This is a genomic window from Vibrio palustris, assembly GCF_024346995.1.
GTDB classification, from domain to species: domain Bacteria; phylum Pseudomonadota; class Gammaproteobacteria; order Enterobacterales; family Vibrionaceae; genus Vibrio; species Vibrio palustris.
The window spans coordinates 1,222,436-1,246,166 of the sequence record NZ_AP024887.1 but is presented as its reverse complement, the minus strand read 5'-3'; the positions used below and the strand labels follow the sequence as shown (position 1 = coordinate 1,246,166).

Annotated in this window: 19 protein-coding genes; 11 read left to right on the top strand and 8 right to left on the bottom strand. The window is 43.0% G+C overall.

The annotated features are described in order from the left end of the window. Positions 1-333: 333 nt before the first annotated feature. The 5 genes from OCU30_RS05970 to OCU30_RS05950 all read left to right on the top strand — a co-directional run bounded on the left by OCU30_RS05970 (position 334) and on the right by OCU30_RS05950 (position 6,066). Complete coding sequence (locus OCU30_RS05970; protein ID WP_077313092.1) at positions 334-1,353, top strand: ABC transporter permease; 1,020 nt, start codon at positions 334-336, stop codon at positions 1,351-1,353. Position 1,354: 1 nt separating this feature from the next. Continuing rightward, positions 1,355-2,398, top strand: a complete 1,044-nt coding sequence (locus OCU30_RS05965) for an ABC transporter permease (protein WP_077313093.1) — start codon at positions 1,355-1,357, stop codon at positions 2,396-2,398. Between the two features lie 23 nt (positions 2,399-2,421). Continuing rightward, a complete protein-coding gene (locus OCU30_RS05960) occupies positions 2,422-4,266 on the top strand; it encodes an extracellular solute-binding protein (protein WP_077313094.1) in 1,845 nt (614 codons plus the stop codon). Then, complete coding sequence (locus tag OCU30_RS05955) at positions 4,263-5,123, top strand: ABC transporter ATP-binding protein (RefSeq protein WP_077313095.1); 861 nt, start codon at positions 4,263-4,265, stop codon at positions 5,121-5,123. Before OCU30_RS05960 ends, OCU30_RS05955 begins: the two co-directional genes overlap by 4 nt. A gap of 106 nt (positions 5,124-5,229) precedes the next feature. Beyond that, positions 5,230-6,066, top strand: a complete 837-nt coding sequence (locus OCU30_RS05950; protein ID WP_077313096.1) for an ABC transporter ATP-binding protein — start codon at positions 5,230-5,232, stop codon at positions 6,064-6,066. A 68-nt stretch (positions 6,067-6,134) separates the two neighbouring features. Here the strand turns inward: OCU30_RS05950 and OCU30_RS05945 are convergent, their stop codons facing one another. Next, positions 6,135-8,123, bottom strand: a complete 1,989-nt coding sequence (locus tag OCU30_RS05945) for a methyl-accepting chemotaxis protein (protein WP_077313097.1) — start codon at positions 8,121-8,123, stop codon at positions 6,135-6,137. A gap of 26 nt (positions 8,124-8,149) precedes the next feature. Then, positions 8,150-9,133 carry a substrate-binding domain-containing protein gene (locus tag OCU30_RS05940; protein WP_159439104.1) on the bottom strand — a complete coding sequence of 328 codons (984 nt, stop codon included), beginning with the start codon at positions 9,131-9,133 and terminating at the stop codon, positions 8,150-8,152. A 486-nt stretch (positions 9,134-9,619) separates the two neighbouring features. On the opposite strand from OCU30_RS05940, the gene asnS reads away from it, so the two are divergent. From asnS to OCU30_RS05920, 4 genes are all read left to right on the top strand, one after another. After that, complete coding sequence (asnS, locus tag OCU30_RS05935) at positions 9,620-11,020, top strand: asparagine--tRNA ligase (RefSeq protein ID WP_077313099.1); 1,401 nt, start codon at positions 9,620-9,622, stop codon at positions 11,018-11,020. Positions 11,021-11,283: 263 nt separating this feature from the next. Continuing rightward, positions 11,284-12,474, top strand: coding sequence for an amino acid aminotransferase (locus OCU30_RS05930; RefSeq protein WP_077313100.1), 1,191 nt, complete (start codon positions 11,284-11,286; stop codon positions 12,472-12,474). Positions 12,475-12,682: 208 nt separating this feature from the next. Continuing rightward, positions 12,683-14,572, top strand: a complete 1,890-nt coding sequence (locus OCU30_RS05925) for a DUF294 nucleotidyltransferase-like domain-containing protein (protein ID WP_077313101.1) — start codon at positions 12,683-12,685, stop codon at positions 14,570-14,572. 7 nt (positions 14,573-14,579) lie between these two features. Continuing rightward, positions 14,580-15,296 (top strand): 3'-5' exonuclease, encoded by a 717-nt coding sequence (locus tag OCU30_RS05920; RefSeq protein ID WP_077313102.1) that lies wholly within the window; start codon positions 14,580-14,582, stop codon positions 15,294-15,296. A 103-nt stretch (positions 15,297-15,399) separates the two neighbouring features. Here OCU30_RS05920 and OCU30_RS05915 read toward each other — a convergent pair whose 3' ends face one another. The 3 genes from OCU30_RS05915 to OCU30_RS05905 form a co-directional block, all read right to left on the bottom strand. Further along, positions 15,400-17,283, bottom strand: a complete 1,884-nt coding sequence (locus OCU30_RS05915; RefSeq protein WP_077313103.1) for a methyl-accepting chemotaxis protein — start codon at positions 17,281-17,283, stop codon at positions 15,400-15,402. Positions 17,284-17,546: 263 nt separating this feature from the next. Continuing rightward, positions 17,547-19,118, bottom strand: coding sequence for a BCCT family transporter (locus tag OCU30_RS05910; RefSeq protein WP_077313104.1), 1,572 nt, complete (start codon positions 19,116-19,118; stop codon positions 17,547-17,549). Beyond that, positions 19,108-19,251, bottom strand: a complete 144-nt coding sequence (locus OCU30_RS05905; RefSeq protein WP_159439105.1) for a hypothetical protein — start codon at positions 19,249-19,251, stop codon at positions 19,108-19,110. The genes OCU30_RS05910 and OCU30_RS05905 overlap by 11 nt, the downstream gene beginning before the upstream one ends. A 249-nt stretch (positions 19,252-19,500) precedes the next feature. Here OCU30_RS05905 and OCU30_RS05900 point away from each other — a divergent pair, with 249 nt between their 5' ends. Continuing rightward, positions 19,501-19,977, top strand: a complete 477-nt coding sequence (locus OCU30_RS05900; protein ID WP_077313105.1) for a MarR family winged helix-turn-helix transcriptional regulator — start codon at positions 19,501-19,503, stop codon at positions 19,975-19,977. 82 nt (positions 19,978-20,059) lie between these two features. On the opposite strand, the gene OCU30_RS05895 is transcribed toward OCU30_RS05900, so the two are convergent. Beyond that, positions 20,060-20,449 carry a MarR family transcriptional regulator gene (locus tag OCU30_RS05895; RefSeq protein ID WP_077313106.1) on the bottom strand — a complete coding sequence of 130 codons (390 nt, stop codon included), beginning with the start codon at positions 20,447-20,449 and terminating at the stop codon, positions 20,060-20,062. 214 nt (positions 20,450-20,663) lie between these two features. On the opposite strand from OCU30_RS05895, the gene OCU30_RS05890 reads away from it, so the two are divergent. After that, complete coding sequence (locus OCU30_RS05890) at positions 20,664-21,344, top strand: DUF2982 domain-containing protein (RefSeq protein ID WP_077313676.1); 681 nt, start codon at positions 20,664-20,666, stop codon at positions 21,342-21,344. On the opposite strand, the gene OCU30_RS05885 is transcribed toward OCU30_RS05890, so the two are convergent. Further along, entirely contained in the window at positions 21,341-21,994 is a 654-nt protein-coding gene (locus OCU30_RS05885; RefSeq protein WP_077313107.1) for an MBL fold metallo-hydrolase, read from the bottom strand. The genes OCU30_RS05890 and OCU30_RS05885 overlap by 4 nt on opposite strands. 50 nt (positions 21,995-22,044) lie before the next feature. Continuing rightward, positions 22,045-23,652 carry a L,D-transpeptidase family protein gene (locus OCU30_RS05880; protein WP_077313109.1) on the bottom strand — a complete coding sequence of 536 codons (1,608 nt, stop codon included), beginning with the start codon at positions 23,650-23,652 and terminating at the stop codon, positions 22,045-22,047. Positions 23,653-23,731: the final 79 nt, after the last annotated feature.

Genomic DNA, 23,731 nt, shown 5'->3' with positions numbered 1-23,731 from the left:
ACAACTATAAGTAGTAAAAACTCTAATTTATTATTTAGTAGTTTTTTTTACTTTTTTTACCACTACAAAAATTCTGGTTAAGCGAGTTGAAGTAATATTTTATTTGTTATATGTTTCGAAATATAAAGAGATTTACGGATTTAATTGTTTCTTTCGCACTTTATTTGTGCTAAGTAACCAAAATGGTGCAATATCTTTGTATCAATTACATGAACTTAATCATATAGCAAGGTTCTACGCTAATATCATGTAAAATAACACGCAATTATACTTCTCTTTACCCCCCTAGTCGTTATGCATTGGATGCTGACAGTAAACACGGAGTTTTAAATTATGCTGTCTTATTTTTTACGGCGATTCGCGTTAATCATTCCAACCTTTTTAGGGATTACGGTATTAATTTTTGCGATCACCCGCTTTGTCCCTGGTGGTCCTGTTGAGCGCATGATTTCAAAAATGCAGGCTCAATCGGAAGGTGGTGCCGCCATTGGAGGCCACTCAAACGCTTTATCTAAAGGTCAAATAGCCGAGCTAAATGCATTTTATGGCTTAGATAAACCCGTCACCACCGCTTATATTGATTGGCTTACCAAATTAGTTCACCTCGATCTTGGCGAATCTACACGTTACTATCAGCCCGTTTCAACAATGATCGCAGAACGATTGCCAGTGTCATTATTTTATGGCGGTATGACTTTCTTCATTAGTTATTTTATATCCATTCCACTTGGGTATTGGAAAGCGATGAAGCATGGTTCTTTATTTGATTCTGCGTCGTCTGTGATGATCTTTATTGGCTTTGCCCTGCCCGGTTATGTCGTCGGTGTACTATTAATTACGTTTTTCAGTTATCAACTGGAATGGTTCCCAATGGGCAGCTTTGTCAGTGACGACTATGATGATATAACGTCTAGCTATCTACAAATCAAAGACATCATGTGGCACGCAGTACTCCCTTTAATTTGTTATCTTATTGGTGACTTCGCCATGCTAACCATGACGATGAAAAATAACCTGATGGAAAACTTGTCCTCAGATTATATTCGCACCGCAATTGCTAAAGGATTACCTTTTAAAACAGCAGTACGTAAACACGCACTTAGAAATAGCTTGATTCCGGTCGCCAGTCATTTTGGTAACTCACTATTATTTTTTATGACTGGATCGTTTTTAATCGAAGTGATTTTTAATATCGATGGAATTGGTTTATTAGGATATGAATCAATTATGGAACGCGATTATCCAGTGGTAATGGGTATTGTCGCAATTAACGCCGTATTATTGATGCTTGGCAATATTTTGTCCGACATCTGCGTTGCATTAGTCGATCCTCGCGTGAAATTTGGAGCTTAGCATGTTGGCAATCAGTCCATTAACCCGCAAGAAAATCACCAACTTTAAGCGTATTCGTCGCGGGTATTACTCTTTCGTTATCTTAACTCTATTAATCTTTCTTTCCTTAATTGCCGAACTCTTTATTAATAGCAAAGCACTCATGGTGCACTATGAAGGAAATAATTACTTCCCCGTGTTCAGTCATGTTCATCAAGCCAGTGAATTTGGCCAATCTGGCAGTGGCGAGGTTAATTATCGCCAACTACAGAAAACCTTTGAACACCAGCAAGGAGACAATTACGTCATTATGCCGATTGTCCCTTTTAATCCTTTAGAACAAGATTTTAGCGGCCATTATCCACCGACATCGCCGAATGCCGAGCAACAGCATTATTTAGGTACGGATGTCATCGGCCGCGATATCTTAGCGCGTTTAGTTTATGGATTTAGAACCGCAATTTGTTTTGCACTGGTCACTATGGTGCTGTCGTTTATGATCGGGATTACGGTTGGCTGTGCGATGGGCTTTATTGGTGGTAAATTCGATATGTTTTTCCAGCGCTTCATCGAAGTATGGTCCATGGTGCCCTTTCTATATGTCATTATGATTTTGGTTTCTATAATCCAACCAACCTTTACGCTTTTTGTCGCCATCAACGTCTTGTTTAATTGGATAGGGATCACTTGGTACATGAGAACCATGACCTATAAAGAAGCCTCTCGTGATTACGTAATGGCAGCCAAGGCATTAGGCGCGTCTTCCAGTCGTATTATTTTTAAGCATATTCTACCTAACACAATGGTGATGGTTGTCACCTTGGCTCCTTTTGCCATTGCCGGCAATATAACAGCGTTAACGGCATTAGATTATCTAGGGCTTGGTTTAATGCCACCGACTCCCAGCTGGGGAGAATTACTTCAACAAGGTAAATCGAATTTAGACTCTCCTTGGATAGTCTCTTCGGTCGTATGCTCAATTGTTGCTATTCTAGTGATGGTCACTTTTATTGGCGAAGCAGTACGTGCAGCGTTCGATCCAAAAAAATTCACACGCTATATTTAAGTTTCATAACTAAGGACAGGTTTATGAAAGGATTATCTCTTACCACGCTAGCTCTGCTCAGCGCACTTTCGAGTGGTGTTTCTGCCGCCAACCTACCGAGTCAACTACAGTGGGTGCATCATGATGATGAGCCGTTATTCGCGTCAGACAAAGCGCAATTTGGCGGCACATTTCATACCTTTATGAGCAGTTTTCCTCAAACTCTACGCAGTGTTGGTCCTGATGCCAACTCAGGCTTTCGCGCTTATTTAATGGATGGCACTCCTAAATTAGCGGGACGTCATCCCAACACTGGAAAATGGATCCCACAACTGGCTACCGCGTGGGCCTTTGGCGACGATCATCAAACCGTTTATTTTAAATTAGATCCTAAAGCCCGTTGGTCAGATGGAGAAAAAGTCACCGCCGATGACTACTTATTCATGCTGACTTACAATCGCTCAAAAGATATTGTCGATCCTTGGTATAACGACTTTTTCACCAACAAAATTACCGATGTGGTGAAGTACGATGATTATACGATCGCCATCAAATCTGGCGTAAAGATGACCAACGATGAGCTCATGATTCAGATCAACATGCCAAGTAATGGTTTACAGCCACGCCCAAAACACTTTTTTTCTAATGTCAGAAATGACAACAATAATGATGGAATGCCTGATGATTTTGTACGGCGTTACAACTTTAAATCCGAACCGACCACAGGTCCTTATTTCATTGACAAGATAAAACGCGGTAAACGTGTTGTATTCAAGCATGTCAAAGACTGGTGGGGGTACAGCAATCGTTATTACCAAAACCGGTATAATGTGGAAAAAGTCAGTTATCGTGTCATTCGCGATATGGATATCGCCCGCAAACATTTTGAGCGCGGTAATCTTGAGACTTTCGGGTTAGTCTTACCTTCTCTATGGCATGGAAAATCGAATACCGAACCTTATCAAACAGGATATATCGATAAGTTTTGGGGGTATAACCAAACACCGCAAGGCGCTGGCGGTTTATGGATGAATACAAAAGATACGTTACTCAGTGACCGTAATATTCGTGCTGGTATTACCTACGCTACCGATATTGATGGCATGATTAAAAAGGTGTTACGTGGCGACTATATGCGTCTACCAAGTGGTATGGGATTTGGTCATGGGGGCTATGATATTAAAGGCGAAACTGCGCCAAAATTTGATACCACACGCGCTATTAAGTACTTTGAAAAAGCCGGATTTACTCACATTGGATCTGACGGGATCCGCACCAACGATGCAGGCCAACGCCTAAGTTTTGCTATCACGTATAGTTCTAGAATGCATACACGACGTATCGCTTATTTAAAAGAGCAAGCCAAAAAAGCAGGCTTAGACTTTACCTTAAATTTACTCGATGGGTCATCGGCATTTAAATACATGCTAGAGAAAAAGCATCAAATTGCATTCCTGCATATGGGAGGTGGTGAAGTTCCCGCTTACTGGGAGTATCTCGATTCTGACAATGCCAAGCCACAAACCAATAACTTTACCAATTATAGTAACCCAGAAATGGATACCTTGATTGATAAATATAATCATGAATTTAATACGCAAAACAAACAGGCTCTCTCACATAAAATTGCACAAAAAGTAGCGGATGAATATTTAATTGTCCCTGGTTATATGGTGCCCTACACACGTGAGGCTTACTGGCGCTGGCTGAAATTCCCGAAAAATGCGATGACGAAAAAGACGCTTGGCTTATTTTCACCAATCGGAATTGCTAATTTTTGGATTGATGAAAGTACCAAAAAAGCAACAGAGCAAGCGATGGATGAAGGTAAAACCTTTGAACCAATCACGATTATTGATGACCGTTTTAAAGTAGGAGGTCAACAATGACGACGGATGTCATTCTTAAAGTCGATGATTTACACGTCTCTTTTACCAATGATGACGACACCGTCGAAGTGCTCCATGGCGTCAACCTGTCTGTTTATGCTGGACGAACATTAGGCTTAGTCGGCGAATCAGGCAGTGGTAAAAGCGTGACGGCCATGTCAATCATGGGGCTGCTTCCGCAGCCTTATGGTCAAATCACCCAAGGCAGTATTATGTACCGTGGGATAGATACCGTCACATTACCTGCCAAGCAGCTTTGGCAAATGCGGGGAAATCGCATCTCTATCATTTTTCAAGACCCGATGACCGCATTAAATCCAGTTCATACCATAAGAAGTCAATTGTATGAAATATTAGAATTGCATCGCCCTGAACTCAATAAAAAAGCACGCCATGCGGTCGCATTAGAGATGCTGGAGAAAGTGCGTATACCTTTACCAGAAAAGCGGTTGGATGAATATCCGCATAATCTATCGGGGGGCATGCGCCAACGAGTTATGATTGCCATGGCGCTTGCCTGTAAACCCGATATTTTGATCTGTGACGAGCCCACAACCGCACTGGATGTGACTGTCCAAGCTTCGATTCTCGATCTGATGAATGACCTACAAGCCGAGACAGGCATGGCAATGATTTTCATTACCCATGACTTAGGAGTCGTCGCTGAAGTATGTGATGATGTCGCGGTTATGTATAACGGTAAGATTGTTGAATATGCAGAGATTTTTGAACTATTTGACTTCCCAAAGCATCCCTATACCGAGAAACTGCTGGGCCTTATGCCAAGTTTAGATAGTGCACCTAAACAACGAATAGACATCAAAACACTCCCTGATGATGCCTTTATTGAAAGCTAGCGTTAAGTATGGCGTTGGAAGAAGCATCTTAGTCACCCGTTATGAAGGTTAGCAAGCGACTGAGCATGGGAAATGAGGATGATCAAAAACAGCATCAGAGGATAATATGGCTGAACTATTAAAGATAGAAAACATTAAGCAACACTTTGTCTCTGGCAAGCGGTTGTTTAATCAAGGCTATGTCATCAAAGCAGTCGATGGCGTATCTTTTTCGCTACAACAAGGTGAAACATTAGGTTTAGTGGGAGAATCTGGCTGTGGCAAAAGTACCTTAGGCCGCACTATTCTTAAACTGCTTGAGCCCACAGAAGGCCACATTTATTTTGAAGGCCAAGACATTACGGATTTATCGCCCAAAAAAATGGCCGTTCTGCGGCGTGAAATGCAAATCGTATTTCAAGATCCGATGGAATCGCTTAACCCTCGGCATAACATTGGCATGATTGTCCAAGAACCCTTTGATATTCACGGCATCGGAACGCAAGCGCAGCGCCAACAATGGGTCAAAGAGTTACTCGTAAAAGTCGGCTTACCCGAAAATGTAGTGAGTCGTTACCCTCATGAATTTTCAGGTGGACAACGTCAGCGTATTGGTATTGCGAGAGCCATTGCACTCAAGCCAAAATTGTTAATTTGTGACGAATCGGTCTCCGCTTTGGATGTGTCGGTGCAGGCGCAAATTTTAAATTTGCTGCTTGATTTACAACAAGAAATGAATCTTGCCATGATTTTTATTTCACACGATTTATCGGTAGTTAGGCATGTATCTGACACCGTCGCGGTGATGTACTTTGGTAAAATTGTTGAAATGAAAGACGCGGTATCGCTCTATGCCAATCCAGAGCATGAGTACACTCGCACCTTATTATCTGCCATTCCTATTTCTCACCCCAAAAATCGTAAAAAACGCCGTGCGGCGCAACTTGCCGTATCAGAGATATAACCCAGTATTCATCAATCACTTGGTACTGATAATGTGAATAAAAAAGGGAGCTAACGCTCCCTTTTTTATTAGACTTTAAATTGCTCTATTAGCGCCAATTGTCGCCGCGCCTGATCGCGTAAATCATCACTCGATGCTGCATTACTTGCAGCCCCTTTAGCCGTTTCTTCTGCCGAATCATTAATATGCACCACACTACGACTGATGTCTTTCGCCGTAGAGCTTTGCTCTTCGGTCGCTGTCGCAATTTGCATGTTCATATCAACAATTTGACCAATCAATTGGCTCATAGCCACCAGCCCTTGCCCTGCTTGCTCGGAGACCGCAATATTGGAATCATTTTTACTCAGGTTAACATTGATAACCTCGACAACCGCTTTGATTAACCGTTGCATGATCTCAATCATTTGCTGAATTTCTTCTGTCGATTGCTTGGTACGACTAGCCAGACTACGCACCTCATCAGCGACCACAGCAAAGCCACGCCCTTGCTCCCCTGCTCGCGCGGCTTCTATCGCAGCATTTAAAGCAAGCAGATTGGTTTGCTCTGCAATGTTTTGTATAGTATCGATGATAGTATCGATTTTCTCACCATACTCATTTAACTCAAGTGCGGTTTTCGACGTTTTTTCAATTTGCTCCGCTTGCTCTTTGATATTGGCAATCGCTTGTTTAATACTCTCGCCAACTTCATTGGTTTGGCCATGCGCTTGCTCTGCTGACATCATGGTATCTTGCGCACGTTGCGCCACTTCAGACACAGAGCTTTCCATCTCTGTCATCGCCGATGACGTCGATTCAAGTAAAGAGCGCTGATTCGATACCGCCGCTGTCGTCGTATTACTGATTTCAGCATTGCGATCGGCCACTTGAGACAGCATTTGCGCTGAGTCCGTTAACTGCGTAAAGGTGCTCCGTAAATTCGTTACCAAACCATTAAGATAACGCCCAAGCTCTCCAAACTCATCTTTTGATTCTTGTTGGAACGTCACCGTCAAATTACCTTCGGTCACTTGAATTAATGCTTGTTTAAAATCACCAATCGCCTTGCGCACCCATTTAGCAATCCATGTTGATACAATGATCGCCACTAACAAGGCAATACCACTCACAATCAACATTGCTAGCGTAATAAAAGCAATACTATCATGAGTACGATCCCGTGCTTGCGTCGCAAGTTGCGCGGCGGCTTGAGAGAATTCAATTACAGTATTTTGTAGTTGGCTGGTATTCTGACGAATCGCGTTCAGATTAGTATCTGTCTCTTGTTTAAGCCGCTCTCTATCTATATACAGATGATATAAGCCATCTTTTGCTGTCATTTCGTGCAATAAAGGAACCAGCATGACACTAAATAACTTACCCATGTCTTCATCGTGTTCTTTAATGGCATCAAATCGATTTTTAATCACAATATCCATACCATCAAGCCGTTTGGTCAGCTTATCAAGATCACGCCCCACCATGTATTGACTAAACGCAGTAAGTACTTGGCTTGCTTCACGATTCAACCCTGTAATCGTTGATTTAAAATCTGCATTGTTTTGGTAGTAACGTGGTTTTGAATATTTTGATAAATAGTAAGTTAACTGTTGCTCGATACTGGTAACCACTTTATTGTGTTTATCAATATTTTTGTCGTTGATTAACCGTTCACGTCGAATCCGAAATAATGCTTTACTTGCTTGCGTATATTGGGCTCGCAATGACTCAATAGACGTTATTTTCGCCTCGATCGCGCCGTCATCATTCAGTGCTTGCTGTTTCAACTGTGCAATACTTTCGGCTATTTTGTTGCCTTGAGTTTGAAATTTACTTTCAAGCTCATCAATTTTTGCTACCGACTGCTCGGCAAAAACACCGATCACATAGTTATTTTGTTGCAACATGTCACTACGTAAAGTGGCAACTCGTTGATTTATTGGAAAGGCAACGTCAGTCACCTGAGCGATATTCGATTCTATTTTATCCACAGAAAAGTAGTTCACACCGACTAATCCCAGCAGAAATATAACCAAGATGGTAAACCCGCTAATAATCCTAAAGACTAATGACATACTCTGTTACTCCAACCTTTCTCGAATTACTGATCGTTGTCGAGCAACGTCTGGTAATTATCTTTAGTGATTAATTTGAATGGAACCCAATGGGGATTAACGACAAATCCTTTGTTTATCATACGATAAGCAACATCAACGGCGGCTGCGCCTTGGCGGTGACCATCTTGCAATACAGTGACATCGACATCGCCTTTTTGCATCGCTAAAAGTGCATCATGTATGCCATCAACTCCGCCAGTATAATAAGATTTAACATCTTTACCGGAATCGTGGAGTGCCATAATGCCCCCTAAAAGCATCTCATCATTATTGGAGACGAGAATGTCGAAATCGACCTGATCCTTAACCCACTTCTCAACAATGTTATATCCTTGATTACGCTGCCAGTTACCCGCTTCAGCAGCGACCACGGACATATCTGGATATTGATCAGTCACGTTATAAACATCTTCGGTCCGTGTCACAGCAGCCGGATGGCTCATCTCACCTTTGAGCAATGCAATCTTCCCTTTGTAATTCGCCATTTTAGCCAATGCTTCCATTTGCATTGTACCGGAGTCTACTTCGTTCGATCCTACATACACGGTATTGGGCGGCATAAAGAATAAATCATCGACAGGCTCAGTATTGATAAAAACTAACGGTACTTCTTTTGCAAACTCAAACAATTGTTTATTTTGCTCTTTAGTACCAGTGGCAAATACAATGACTGCATCCGCTCCTGAATCAATATAATGACGAATTTGCTTAACCTGCTCAGCAAAATCATTATCCACATCCTCGATGTAGACATAATCGTTGCGGGCGTCAATGGCCTGCTCGATGCTTTCAGTAATCGTATTGCGAAAATTATCTTGAGAACTAACCGAAACGGCTATGAACTTAGCGTGCGCTTGCGCCGTTAAGACACAGCAAAACAATACTAATAGTGAATTAAGCCAGCCTCGCCGACTGGATTTAATTAAACTGAATACCTTATTCTGGTCGATTCGAACCATCCTAGTCATCACCACTTCCTCATTAGTCATGGAGAATCTAATTCGCTTTCAAAACACATATTAAGAAAAGAATTAGTTACTGTTATTTAATGAATACAATTACACAAAAACAAATAGAACAATATTCTCGACGTAGAGCGCGTTATTTATCGGCTTTTAAGTAAACTTATGTAATATAGTGTAAATGTCTAACAAATGAGATATCAGGACTGTGATAGCAGCTGCATATTAAAATAATTATGACCGCGAAATAATGATTCGTGATCGATCCCGCATTCGCACGTCAATAGCGTGTAAAATGGCAAGCCGCCACCTATTCGCCCAAATAATGTGCATTTTCGTCACATTAAGGGTTGAAGCGCAGGAATTGACAGGTAATATGGTGCGCTGCAACTGTAAAATTCCCTGCAACTCGATGTTTAGGCTATTTTTTGCCCAATACAGGGCAAAAACCACACGTGTTGTATTTTTACTTCTATGGAGACATAACAAAACATGACTTACGCGCCTGTAACAGACGTACTAAGCGGAAAGCTAGCAGTAGACAGTGAAGTCACTGTTCGTGGCTGGGTTCGCACACGTCGTGATTCCAAAGCTGGAATCTCTTTTCTTGCCATTTACGACGGCTCTTGTTTCAACCCGATTCAGGCCGTGGTTCCGAATAATCTGAATAATTACGAAAACGAAGTACTGAAACTGACTACCGGTTGTTCAGTCGAAGTTACAGGTACGATTGTTGCGTCTCCAGCGAAAGGTCAAGACTTCGAACTCGCCGCGACCAATGTGAATGTCGTTGGTTGGGTTGAAGATGCGGACACGTACCCAATGGCGAAAACTCGTCATTCTATTGAATACCTTCGTGACGTTGCCCACCTACGTCCACGTACCAATGTCATTGGTGCCGTCGCTCGTGTGCGTAACTGCTTATCGCAAGCCATTCACCGTTTTTACCATGAACAAGGCTTTTTCTGGGTCTCTGCACCACTGATCACTGCGGCCGATGCAGAAGGTGCGGGGGAAATGTTCCGCGTTTCAACACTGGATCTTGAAAACTTACCGCGCACAGCAGCAGGTAACGTTGACTACAACGAAGACTTCTTCGGTAAAGAAACCTTCTTAACGGTATCTGGTCAATTAAATGGTGAAGCATACGCGTGTGCTCTGTCGAAAGTGTATACGTTTGGCCCGACATTCCGTGCAGAAAACTCAAACACCAGCCGTCACCTTGCTGAGTTTTGGATGGTTGAGCCAGAAGTGGCATTTGCGGACTTAGAAGATATCGCGAAATTATCTGAAGACATGCTTAAGTACGTCTTTAAAGCGGTATTAGAAGAGCGCCGTGATGACCTTGAGTTTTTTGCTCAACGTATCGACAAAGAAGCAATTACTCGTCTTGAGAAGTTTGTGGATTCTGACTTTGCTCAAGTCGATTACACTGACGCCATCGATATTTTGATTGCATCTGGTAAAACGTTTGAGTTCCCAGTCGAATGGGGTATCGATCTAGCCTCTGAACATGAACGTTTCCTAGCGGAAGAACACTTCAAAGCGCCTGTGATTGTGAAAAACTATCCAAAAGACATCAAAGCATTCTACATGCGGATGAATGAAGATGGCAAAACCGTCGCTGCAATGGATGTTCTGGCCCCTGGTATTGGTGAAATCATTGGTGGCGCACAACGTGAAGAGCGTTTAGACGTACTTGATGAGCGTATGCGCGCAATGAACATCGATCCAGAAGATATGAACTGGTACCGCGATCTCCGTCGTTACGGCACAGTTCCACATGCTGGCTTCGGTCTTGGTTTCGAGCGTTTAGTCTCTTACGTTACTGGTATGGGTAATGTCCGCGACGTTATTCCTTTCCCTCGTACACCACGTAACGCCAATTACTAAGCTCAAAATCAGTAATTAGTACTGCGAAAGGCGACCCAAGGGTCGCCTTTTTTATTGGAGCACGAACTGAGTGCGGCAGTTATTAGCATGGCTCGTGTTATCGATAGAGGATGTCGCTATTTTATCTCACTATCACCTTCTATCAGCCAAGAACCTAGAGGCTAATTATTTGTGATCTTTTCGGTCTCGAGCAGTTGTTTCGACGCCACGAGACAGGTATAAATACACTAAGATTTCTCTTTCACCCTGACACGGATATTATTATGTTTGAAAAAATTGTCGCTGCGCCCGCCGATCCTATCTTAGGACTTACAGAAGAATTTAAAAAAGATCCTCGCCCAGAAAAAATCAACCTCGGCGTTGGCATCTATAAAGATGAATCAGGCGAGACTCCAGTTCTTGCGACAGTCAAAAAAGCAGAAGCCGCATTACTTGCCAATGAAAAAACCAAGTCTTACTTGAGTATTGAAGGCTCCTATGAATATGGCTTGGCCGTGCAAAAATTATTATTTGGTGATGATGCCTCGATTATCACCGAGCAACGCGCAAAAACCGCGCAAGCACCAGGCGGCACAGGCGCTCTACGTATTTCAGCCGAATTCATCAAACGTCACTTTGGCGCAGTAAAAATTTGGATAAGTAACCCGACTTGGGCAAACCATAATGCCGTGTTCTCTAGCGCTGGGTTAGAAATCGCTCAATATACCTATTATGATGCGGCCGCCAACGATAAAGACTTTTCAGCAATGTTAGCGGATTTAGAACATGCTTCGGTTGGCGATGTTGTGTTATTACATGGTTGTTGCCACAACCCTACCGGCATCGATCCGACTTTCGAAGAATGGCAAACTTTGGCGCAGTTTATTGCTGATAAAGGCTTGATTCCGATGTTTGATTTTGCTTATCAAGGCTTTGCAACCGGTGTAGAAGAAGATGCCGCAGGTTTACGCGAGTTTGCAAAGTGTAATCCAGAAATCCTTGTCGCCAGCTCTTTCTCAAAAAACTTTGGTTTATATAATGAACGCGTCGGTGCATTTACCTTAGTGGCAGCCGATGCCACAACCGCGAGCAATGCATTCTCGCAAGTGAAGAAAATTATTCGTGCCATTTACTCAAACCCACCCGCGCACGGTGCGGCAGTTGTCACCCATATTCTAAATTCAGTAGAGCTGCGCGCCGAATGGGAACAAGAAGTCGCCGATATGCGTCAACGTATTCATAATATGCGTCGTCTCTTTGTGCAAACGCTCAAAGACAAAGGCGTGAGTGCTGACTTTAGCTTTATTGAACGCCAAAATGGCATGTTCTCTTTCTCTGGCCTCAATAAACAACAAGTCGCTCGTTTGAAAGACGAGGCTGCGGTTTACATTGTAGGCTCTGGCCGTATTAGTGTTGCAGGCATGACGAAAAATAACATGCCGCCATTGTGCGAAGGCATCGCTAAGATCTTATAATTGGGATAACTCTTGTATAAAAGCCAGCCGTTCGCTGGCTTTTTTATTACCTCTGTCCCACTATTGTCAGGTCTTGGTCTCAATTTATATCAACGAGTGCAAGGACACAGCGTAAGCCGCTATTTTAGTGTAAAATAGTCCATTCCAATATCGGCAAACTGTGACACTGAAGATATATAGAACAACACGTTATTATAAGGAGCCTTCAATGGACGCTGAGCTGCAAGAAATTATTACCTTTCTCAGCCAATACCCTCCGTTTAACGATCTGCCAGAAGACATATTGGCAGACGTCGCCGGACAAATTGAGATAGCCTATTACCGACAAGATACCCCTATTATTCACTTTGGCGACTACATCGAAGACTTATTTATTATTCGCAGTGGTGTGGTTGAGTTATACCGGCGTAAAGGCGAACTCTATAACCGCTTAACTGAAGGGGATATGTTTGGTCAAATGGGCTTATTAACCAACAATAAAGTCCGCTTCCCCGTCACGGCCATTGAAGATACGCTCGTCTACTGTATCCCTGTTGCCCTCTTCCAACATCTATACGATGAGTATGATAACTTCGCCGATTTTGTTGAAGTTGAAGATAACGCCCGTTTGCGCCAAGCCGTTTCTAGCCAAACCGATGAAAATGACTTAACCACAGTAAAAGTCACCAGTTTATTAGCCGGTGAACCTTTGTTCGTGCATACCGACGCGACGATTCAAGAAACTGCGATTAAAATGTCAGAAGAAAACACCTCATCGGTATTGATCATTGATCCAAACCGTACTGATGACGATGAAGACGATAGTGCTGCCGTTGCAGGTATTATTACCGACCGTGATTTATGTCGCCGTGTACTTGTGACTGGGATGGATCATAGCCGTCCAGTTAGCGAAGTGATGACAACCGATGTGATCTCTTTGGATCATAATGCTTATGTCTACGAGGCCATGCTGATGATGTTACGTTACAACGTCCATCACCTGCCCGTCTTAAAAGAAAGTAAACCCATCGGTATTATTGAAATTTCTGATATCGTTCGTTATGAATCGCAAAACTCACTGTTACTCGTTAGCAGCATCTATCAGCAAAAAACCATTGATGACCTTGCGCAAGTCGCAACACAATTACAAGAAAGTTTTGTCCGTATGGTGCGCGAAGATGCCAACTCGCATATGATCGGTACCGCAATGTCGACCATCGGGCGTAGCTTTAAACAGCGTATTATTGAATTAGCAGAAGAAGAATTAGGCCCACCACCGATTCCATTCTGCTTTTTAGCACTTGGCTCAATGGGGCGTGATGAGCAATTGGTCGTCACCGATCAAGATAACGCGATCATTCTTGATGATAATTATAATGAAGAAAAACACGGTGCCTACTTCGAAAAAATGGCACACTTCATTTGTGACGCCCTAAACCAATGTGGCTATACCTATTGCTCAGGTGACATAATGGCCACCAACCCAGAGTGGCGTATGACTCGCCGCCAATGGGAAGCGTGCTTTGCCGATTGGATTGATAACCCAAATCCTAAAGCTCTCTTAAATGCCTCTATTTTCTTTGATTTAGACGGTGTATACGGCCGCTTGAAGTGGGCAGAGCAACTCAACGGATTCGTCGTTCGCCGTGCGCGTCGCAACAACCGCTTCTTAGCCTGTTTAGCTCGTAATTCACTCAACCGAACCCCTCCTCTGGGCTTTTTCAAAAGTTTTGTGATGGAAAAAGATGGGCAGCATAATAATTCCATTAACTTAAAACGTCGTGGTACCGCTCCACTGGCGGATTTAATCCGTGTGCATGCGCTCGCAGTCGGTTCACGTGCAAAAAACTCCTTTGAACGTCTTGATGACATCATTGACGCCGGTATTTTACCAAAGGGACGCGGGCAAGATTTACGTGATGCATTAGAATTTATCTCCGTGGTACGTATTCGTCACCAAGCGATTGATATTGAACAAGGCCAAGAGCCAGATAACAATATTGAACCAGAAAACTTATCCGATTTTGAGCGACGTAACCTCAAGGATGCATTCCAGATCCTAAGTAACGCGCAAAACTTTCTAAAATATCGCTATCAAGCCAGCGGCAGCTTTAAGTAGGAAAATTATGAGACAATCATTTGGCGCACCAAGTATTGATTGGCCATATAAGTTTCGTGCCAAGCTTAAAATGACCAAATACGAACCACTGAAACGCTTTTATGAAGCGGTGCCACCAGAAAAAGGCACACCGATTAGTGAAGTGGAATTTTTAGCGATGGACTTTGAAACAACAGGGCTCAATACGGATAAAGATGAGATTATTACGATTGGCCTGGTACCATTTTCATTAAATCGTATCTATTTAAATCGCGCCCGTCACTGGACGGTGCGCCCACGGCAAAAATTACAAGATGACTCCGTGATTATTCATGGTATCACCCATAACGATATCATGGACGCGCCAGATCTCAATGAGATCATTAATGATGTCTTAGAGGCGATGCAAGGAAAAATCATGGTGGTGCATTTTCGTAAGATAGAACGAATCATGCTCGATAAAGCACTGAAAAGACGAATTAAAGAAGGCATTGAATTTCCACTGATTGATACAATGGAAATCGAAAACCAGATTCAACGCCAAGTGTCAGGTGGCTTTTTAAATCGTTTATTAGGACGTCGTCCAGCGTCTGTACGTTTGGGTCAGTCTCGGCTGCGGTATAATTTACCCCCCTATACGGCGCATCATGCATTGACAGATGCGATTGCGACCGCAGAATTATTCCAAGCGCAAATGGCCCATCATTTTACTCCGGATGACCCCATTCATAATTTTTGGTTGTAACATCTAGTACTAATATAACTAACCACTCTTTTTATCAAAAAAAACCGACCCCTCAAGGGGTCGGTTTTTTCATCACTCACCGTCAAATGCGGTTAAGAGTATTTTACAACTTGAATCGACCGATTTGCTCTTGTAACTGATGAGAGAGGCTCGATAATTCAGACGCTTGTTCTGCCGCTTCACCCGCTTCTTTAGCAAGATCTTCAGACACATCTCGAATACCAGAGGTATTACGCGTAATTTCTGACGTGACCGATGCTTGCTCTTCGGCAGCTGACGCAATTTGCGTCGCCATATCACTAATGACTTCAACTGATTGCTGAATTTGCGTCAAGCTTGCCGCCGCTGCTGTCGCATCTTCTACAGATGTATCCGATAACTTATGACTTTCATTCATGATATTCACCGCTTTGTGCGTGGTGCTTTGTAGAGTTTCAATCATGCTTTGAATTTCAGTGGTCGAAGAATGTGTACGCTGGCTGAGTACACGGACTTCATCGGCTACAACCGCAAAGCCGCGTCCTTGTTCGCCAGCACGTGCTGCTTCAATCGCAGCGTTCAGCGCAAGCAGGTTAGTTTGCTCTGCAATACCTTGGATCGTTGCCAAGATAGAATTGATGTTATCAGCATGTGATTGCAGCTCTTCAATTACTGTAGTGGCTACACCAACTTCATCAGCTAAACGCGCAATTGAACTCTGTGTTTGCTTAACTTGCCCACTACCATGTTTTGCAGCGCTCACCGCTTCATTAGAACTACTCGCGGTATTATCGGCATTGCCTGCAATTTCATGGGTTGCCGCCGCCATTTCATTAATCGCTGTCGCGACCATATTGATCTCATCTTGTTGCACACGAATCCGTTCACTACGGCTTTCTGCATGTGTCGCCGTTGTGGTTGATTGACTATGCAGGCTTTGAGAGATACCTCTTAGAGTCATCATCATACTGTGCATATTACCGACAAAGATGTTGAAATTTGACGCCAATTTACCAACTTCATCCTGACTAGATACCGTCAAACGTTGTGTTAAATCTCCTTCTCCAGAAGCGATTTCACCCAAAGCGTTTGAGACTCGTAATAAATCTTTCGTGAGAATAGTGACAACATAAGCCATCACAAACAACATAATCACAGTGATGACAAGACCAGTGATGATCAGCTGATTTAACATACTGTAATATAAAGCAAACTCAGTATCTTTATCTAAATTCAGCGCCAGAATCCAATGGGTATTTGGCACGGATGAGAAATACATGAGTTTTTCTTGGCCATTCACATCAAACTGAACTAATTTCCCACTTTGCACAGCCGCTTGAATCCGATTCATTGATAAATCGTCGTCTAGTGCGGTAATCGGTTTGAGAATATTTTGACTGTTTTGTGTCGCGAGAATGGTTCCATTTTGACTATCAATTAATGAGGCAGAGGCATTTTTACCAATATTAAGACTAATAACACTCTTCACCAATTGTTCAATCAATACATCCCCAGCTAATACCCCTTGACGGCCACCCGCATGATGAATTGGTGTCGCTAACGTTACCATAAGCTCGCTTGTCGCCGCATCGCGGTACGCGGACGTTAACACCATGTGATTGGCTTGGGTGGCACTTTTATACCAACCACGTACTCGTGGATCGTAGCCAGCACTATTACGTTCAGGGCGAGAGCGTAGCATCTCTCCGGTACGTGTACCAAAATACACATCATCGAAGTTACCTGCTTTTCTGGCTTGCACAAGGAACGGTTCAATGTCATTGGCTTGCGTATTATCTTCCAGTGCCTTGATTAAGTTTTTACGTTGATCTATCCAACTCGCAATACCTTTATTGGCACTTTGCGAAACGGCCTGCGCCCTTAGTTGTACGCTGTTTTGAGTTTCTGATTGTAATTTACTCGCAGCAATCCAAATCAACGTTGTTGCCATAACAGCAAGTGCTAACACACTTACCGCAATTAATTTTTGTTTTAACGATAGATTCATAACAGTCTTTATCTCAAAAAGGTCTATACCCATATCCTTTCATATTTCTTACTTATGTGACATCTTTTTTTACGCTTACATGTTATATAAATCTTTTTTTTTACACTTAAATAACACTAAAACCTTAATTGCAGCTATTTGCTTGGTTTTTTGTTATTCAAATCACTCATTACACAAACGAATATACATAAGCAAACAATAAAAAAGGGCTGAGTTTGCACTCAGCCCTTTACATCATTTAGCACACTTATTGGTGCCAATCATTAATATTCTTCCGTGTTCATTCCTTTGACTAAGCTAAAGCACATTAACAACAAGATGATCGTGAATGGTAGAGCAGTACAAATGGCCGCCGCTTGCATCGCTTGAACCGCGTTACTGCCACCAATCCATAATAAAGCAATCGCAATCGCCCCTTCCATAATGGCCCAAAATACACGTTGTAACGTTGGTGCATCAAGCTTGCCGCCAGCAGTGATACTATCGATCACCAATGACCCTGAATCTGAAGACGTAATAAAGAAGACTAATACCAATACCACGGCAATCATAGACAATACCGTTCCGTATGGTAGCGCTTCAAACATTTGGAACATGGCTAACGACACATTGGTAATGCCTTTATCACCTAAAATGCCTACATGATTGATAATTTGGTCAATCGCCAAACCACCGAATACCGACATCCAAACGACAGTCACAGCGGTTGGGACAATTAATACAGCGGTCATAAATTGACGAACCGTACGGCCACGCGAGACACGTGCGATAAACATACCAACAAATGGTGACCAAGAAATCCACCATGCCCAGTAGAACACGGTCCATGCTTTAAGCCACGTTTCATCAGGGCGATCATGGGGGTTACTTAGCGCAACAATATTTTGAATATAAGACACTAACGTTTCTGGAATCGCCGCAAATGTCACATCGTAGCCTATAAAAGCGACCACTAAGAGCAAAATAAAGGCAACCACCATGTTGATGTTAGACACGACTTTTACGCCGCCATCTATACCGCGAATAACCGAGATGGTCGCTAAAATTGTCACACCGACAATGACGATAATCTGTAAGCTGATACCATCTTGAAACCCAAACACATGATGTAAACCACTCGCTGCCTGCTGCGCACCTAATCCTAACGAGGTTGCCAAGCCGAATAAGGTAGAAATAACAGCAAGAATATCAACTAAATGTCCAGCCCAACCCCAAGCGCGATCGCCTAGCACTGGGAAAAATATAGAGCGAATCGATAATGGTAAACCTTTGTTGTAGCAGAAAAAGGCTAAAGAAAGAGACATCACACCATAAATGGCCCACGGGTGTAAGCCCCAATGGAACATAGTGGCACCTAGCGCCAGTTTTGCCGCTTCAGGCGTGTTTGCTGTCACAGCCAAAGGTGTGCCATAAGCACCTGTATAGTATCCTGCCGGTTCTGCTACACTCCAGAACATTAAGCCGATACCCATACCTGCCGCAAACAACATTGATAACCACGAAAAGAAAGAATGTTCAGGTGTAGCCTCTTTGCCACCTAAACGAATGCGGCCATAAGGCAATACAATCATTGCTAGGCAGAAAATAATGAAGAAGTTGCCTGCCCACATAAACAGAGCATCAAAATTATCAATGATTTGACCTTTAATACCATTAAGGACACTTTTTGCTGTATCAGCATCCGACACTAATGTCGCCACTAAAAACAGAAGTATTAAACCAGCACTCACACCGAATACGGGGTTATGAACATCAAATCCCCATTTTTGGACATTATCTTGTCCTACCGTATAGTCGGTATTATCAATACTGTATTTATCAATACTATTTTTCATTTGACCTCTCTATAGATAGTTCTTGATTGACCCCAATAGTAACGAGTACTAAAGCAATATCATCTTCCATTGTCATTTTTTGTTTCGTACTCGATTCGTTTACTATCCAATCATCAGGCCGACGATTATACATAATAACGCACCCTAGTCTAATCAAATGGAAATTAAACCGTGAAAAGTGTCATAAAACTGTGATTTAGCACATTAATTGACCAATAAATACAAAAATAATGCTTTGTCTACTAAATATTTCACCTCATTCTATTACTGTATAAAAGCGAAATCTAAAGGAAGAAAAAAGTATGACATCAACACTTTTCAAGTGTTTGTAAGTGCGCTATTGTCGCCGACAAGTACAATCACTCTCTTTCGGATAAACAAATTGGAAAAACATGAAGAGGTTCTGGTCGCCATCCGCCAGATAATCCGAGCTATCGACTTGCACTCAAAACAATTGAGCAAACATGCAGGTTTAACGGGGCCGCAATTAATTTTAATGCGTTCAATAGAAACGCTTGGTCAAGTCACCATTCGTGAACTATCGAAGCACACTAATATGAGCCAAGCCACTGCGACAACGATACTGGACCGTTTGGAACGTAACGGTTACGTCACTCGGGTACGCAGTCAATCAGATAAACGCAAAGTCCACGCGCATCTGACTGAGTCTGGCAAAACCATACTCGCGAAAGCGCCACAGCCTTTACAAGATAATTTCGTCGCACGCTTTCATAAATTAGACGAATGGGAGCAAACTCTGTTGTTATCTTCTGTCCAGCGTTTATCAACGATGATGAATGCAGAGAACATGGATGTGGCACCAATGTTAGAGCTTGGTAGCATATCCAAGGGTGTATAGTATTGTTGATGATTTATAATTAAAAAGGCCCTGAACATATTCAGGGCCTTTTTAATGTCTATAAGGTCATTTATAAGGGCTATTACACCGCTTTATAAATGACTTTATTTCCACTAAGTTGTTCTTTTAAAACTAACTCTTCTTGAAGTAGTTTTTTCAACGCACCAGTCGCCCAAGAGGCCGCTTTCGCATCTTCTTGACCCGCAGATAGACCGATGGATTTTGGATTGATACCGTTAGCATTTGCGACGACAATATCTAATACTTGTTGCTGTTTAGGCGTCAGTGTTACGGTTACCTTTGCTGGCGCAGCGACGCTCTCTTGTTGAGGGGTCACAATGGCGGCTTTCTTTGCAACAGGCTCAACCTTAGCTGATGTATCCGCTTTCGGTGTAGAAGATAAGTTCGCTACAATCGCCTTCATACGCTTTTGCAGTTTCGACTGCACTTTGCGCTTATGAGCAAGTCTCATTGAGTATGTCTCCATTTCACTGCGTGGGTGCAGTGGTGAAAATTGAAGCGCGCTTTATACCAAATATTCCTGTTCATTTGTAGGGGCGGATACCACTTACCCCTAAAAAAGCGCGCTTTCTTCGACAAGCGGCTACTATTTAGCCATTAATTGTCGATTTATTGCGTGAAATACTTTAAACGATAATTGGCTTTACAAACGACGAAGAATGCTTATGCAAACCTTACACCTTCATAATCACACTTGGGATATCCATTCACCGCGCTGTCGGATTGTGTGTTTCATCGCCTTAATCGTATCCTTAATCGCGATCATGTTTTCACCTACGTTGACAATAGCACTCGCCGTTGCGGGTTTGATTGCCCTTTTATGGGGAGTCAGCTATTGGCTTATTGTCAGTAGTCGCGTGCAATACACCTTAACGGCGACACATCTACAGCAACATTTAGCTAAAGGCGGCTGGGTCGTAAAGTGGAATAATATCCATCGTATCGATGTCTGCCAAGATGGTGGTTCAGATAGCTGGGGCGCACCATTACCTTGGGTCGGCATTCGTTTAAAGCGCTATCAACCGTATTTGTGTAGTATTTGTCCCCGTATTGCCAGTGATATTCTCATGGATCAGCGTTCACTGCTTTATCTCGGAGTTAAACGTCACCCTAAGTACGCATTAGAGGACATTTTGCTGGATGCCGAGCCCTATTATGATGAGCACGGTCACCGGTATGCTGGCTTAATTGGTATGCTCGCGAATCGTATGCGCTATCAACGGGAGTTTCATGGCTATGACATCTATTTATCGGCGTCTGACCTTGATCGTAGCCCGGAGGAGTTTGTCGGCTTGACTCGGCGCTACTTAGCCGCCGCCGAGTCAGAGCTGCTGGAAGAGAATTAAAGCGCGACGTCATCCCCAACAAAAGGATTACTGGCTCGCTCCTGACCAATGGTTGATTTTGGTCCATGTCCAGGTAAAAATGTGACATCATTACCCAATGGCCACAATTTCGTCTTTATCGACGTCACAAGCTGGTTAAAATCGCCTTGTGGGAAATCGGTACGCCCTACACTACCGTTAAACAGCACATCTCCTACAATCACTAAGCGTGAACTCTCGCTAAATAACACCACATGGCCTGGAGTGTGGCCTGGGGTATGGTAAACCGATAACGTTTCATTGCCGAATGTAATCGTATCTTCTTCTTGTAACCATTGATCTGGTAAAAACGGACTCACAGGCGCAAATCCGAACATTTGGCATTGTTGTGCCATTCCTTCTAACCAAAATGCATCAGCTTGGTGAGGACCGACTATCGGCATTTGACCGAGTAATTGCACTAATTCTTGTGTACCACCAACATGGTCTAAATGCCCATGAGTCAAAACAATCTTCATTACGTTCACGCGAAGCTGTTCCACAAGCGCGGCCAGTTGCTGGGCATCGCCCCCCGGATCCACCACAATTCCCTCCATGGTTTCATCGCACCACACGATTGAGCAATTTTGCGCAAAAGCAGTAACTGGCACCACTTGATATTGTAAAGACATAATCGTAAGACCTTATTAATTCACATTTTTGCTACTATGACATTGAGATTTTACTTTGACAAGCGGGTCGAGACATCAGCCAATGTTGAATGGGGTGTTGGATTATCGATAAAGACATCATGGTGATAAATATCGTTACGGTAATGAATCTTACCTTCAGCATACCACGCTGTTTGATAGATCAAATGTACCGGGATCGCTTGTTGTAAGCGCACGCGGCTGTTCGCTTGGCTATGCGCTTGTTGCGCGTCCTCTTGCCTCGAGCCTGGTTGCGTCATAAGGACTTGTGCGAACTGCTTAGCATGCTCGACACGAATACATCCAGAGCTAAAGGCGCGTTGCTGTCGTGAAAATAAATACTTATGCGGGGTGTCATGTAAATAGATTGCACGAGCATTCGGAGTAACAAACTTATACTGTCCTAATGAATTATGAGGACCGGCTTTTTGTCTTAGCCGATAAGGAAAAACAGCCTTATCGATACGCTGCCAATCTATCGATTGCACGGCGACGGTTTTAGGATTACGCCAACTTTGAATAATTTCTAATTCATGAGTTGCTAGATAACTTTGATCTTGGCGTACTTTCGGTAGAATATCATCCATCATTATACGATAAGGCACGTTCCACGTTGGATTAAATACCACCGTTTGCAAACGCGTATTCATAACCGGAGTCGGACGGCTTCGACGTCCCACAATAACCTTCGATTGAAAAGCCACCTGCCCTTGATACCAATATTGCATATGATACGCCGGAATATTCACTTGCACATATGAACTCGCGTTTTCAGGCCACAATCTAATCCGTTCCGCGTTCACAGCGAGCAAATATTGGCGTTGTGCAATCGACATATTCAACCAATGTAATGTGGTTTTATCCAGTTTCCCGTCGGCTGGTAAACCATGCATCACTTGAAACGCTCTAATCGCGTGTTTTAAAGGTGGGCTAACGACCATAGAAGAGCGATCTACGGCACTAACATCAACATTAACGATGGCCAAACGTTGGACTAATATCGCTTTATGCGCGATAGGCTGTCCCAGCACTAACGCGCTGTCTGGGCGAAATTCTGCAACCTTAGCCTCTTGATGGTTAAGTAAAGACTCGTAGGCGTCAACCAATTGTTTATAAGCATCACTCTGCGGTGTGGCTTGATTAATCAGTACCGACACCGCTTTATGCTCGACAGCCCTTTGTAGCTCAACAACACTGGCTTTACTCAACGAAGGTAGCGCAATATTTAAAGGACGCTTAAAAAACCAGGTTTGCCCTTTCGTGGGAGCATATTGGGCATACTGCAAATACAAGATCAATGCATCCGTCGCTAATAAATCGTAACGGAACCAATCTTGCCTTGCATGATACAGACGCAAATACTTCAACTGACGATCAAACAAAGGGCTAATGCCAGCGGCATGAATTAATGTCAATTGCCGTTCTAGTGCTGATCTATCGTGAGGGTTTTGCCATATCCGTTGGTAATCGTTACTGGAATAAAGACTCTGTAGTTGCTTTGGGTACTCAAGAAAATAGGTCACGGGCTCTTTGGGTGTAATCCATCCTTGCTTAACAAACTCATTCAAACCTTGTGCATAGACAACTTGAGAAATACACGTCAATCCTATAGCAAGACAATAGACGATGACTCTTATCATTATTGATATCCGTTACTGTGTATCGCTTAATGAGTATGGCAAAGTTTATATAATTTGCCGCTCAGGTGATCCACTTAAT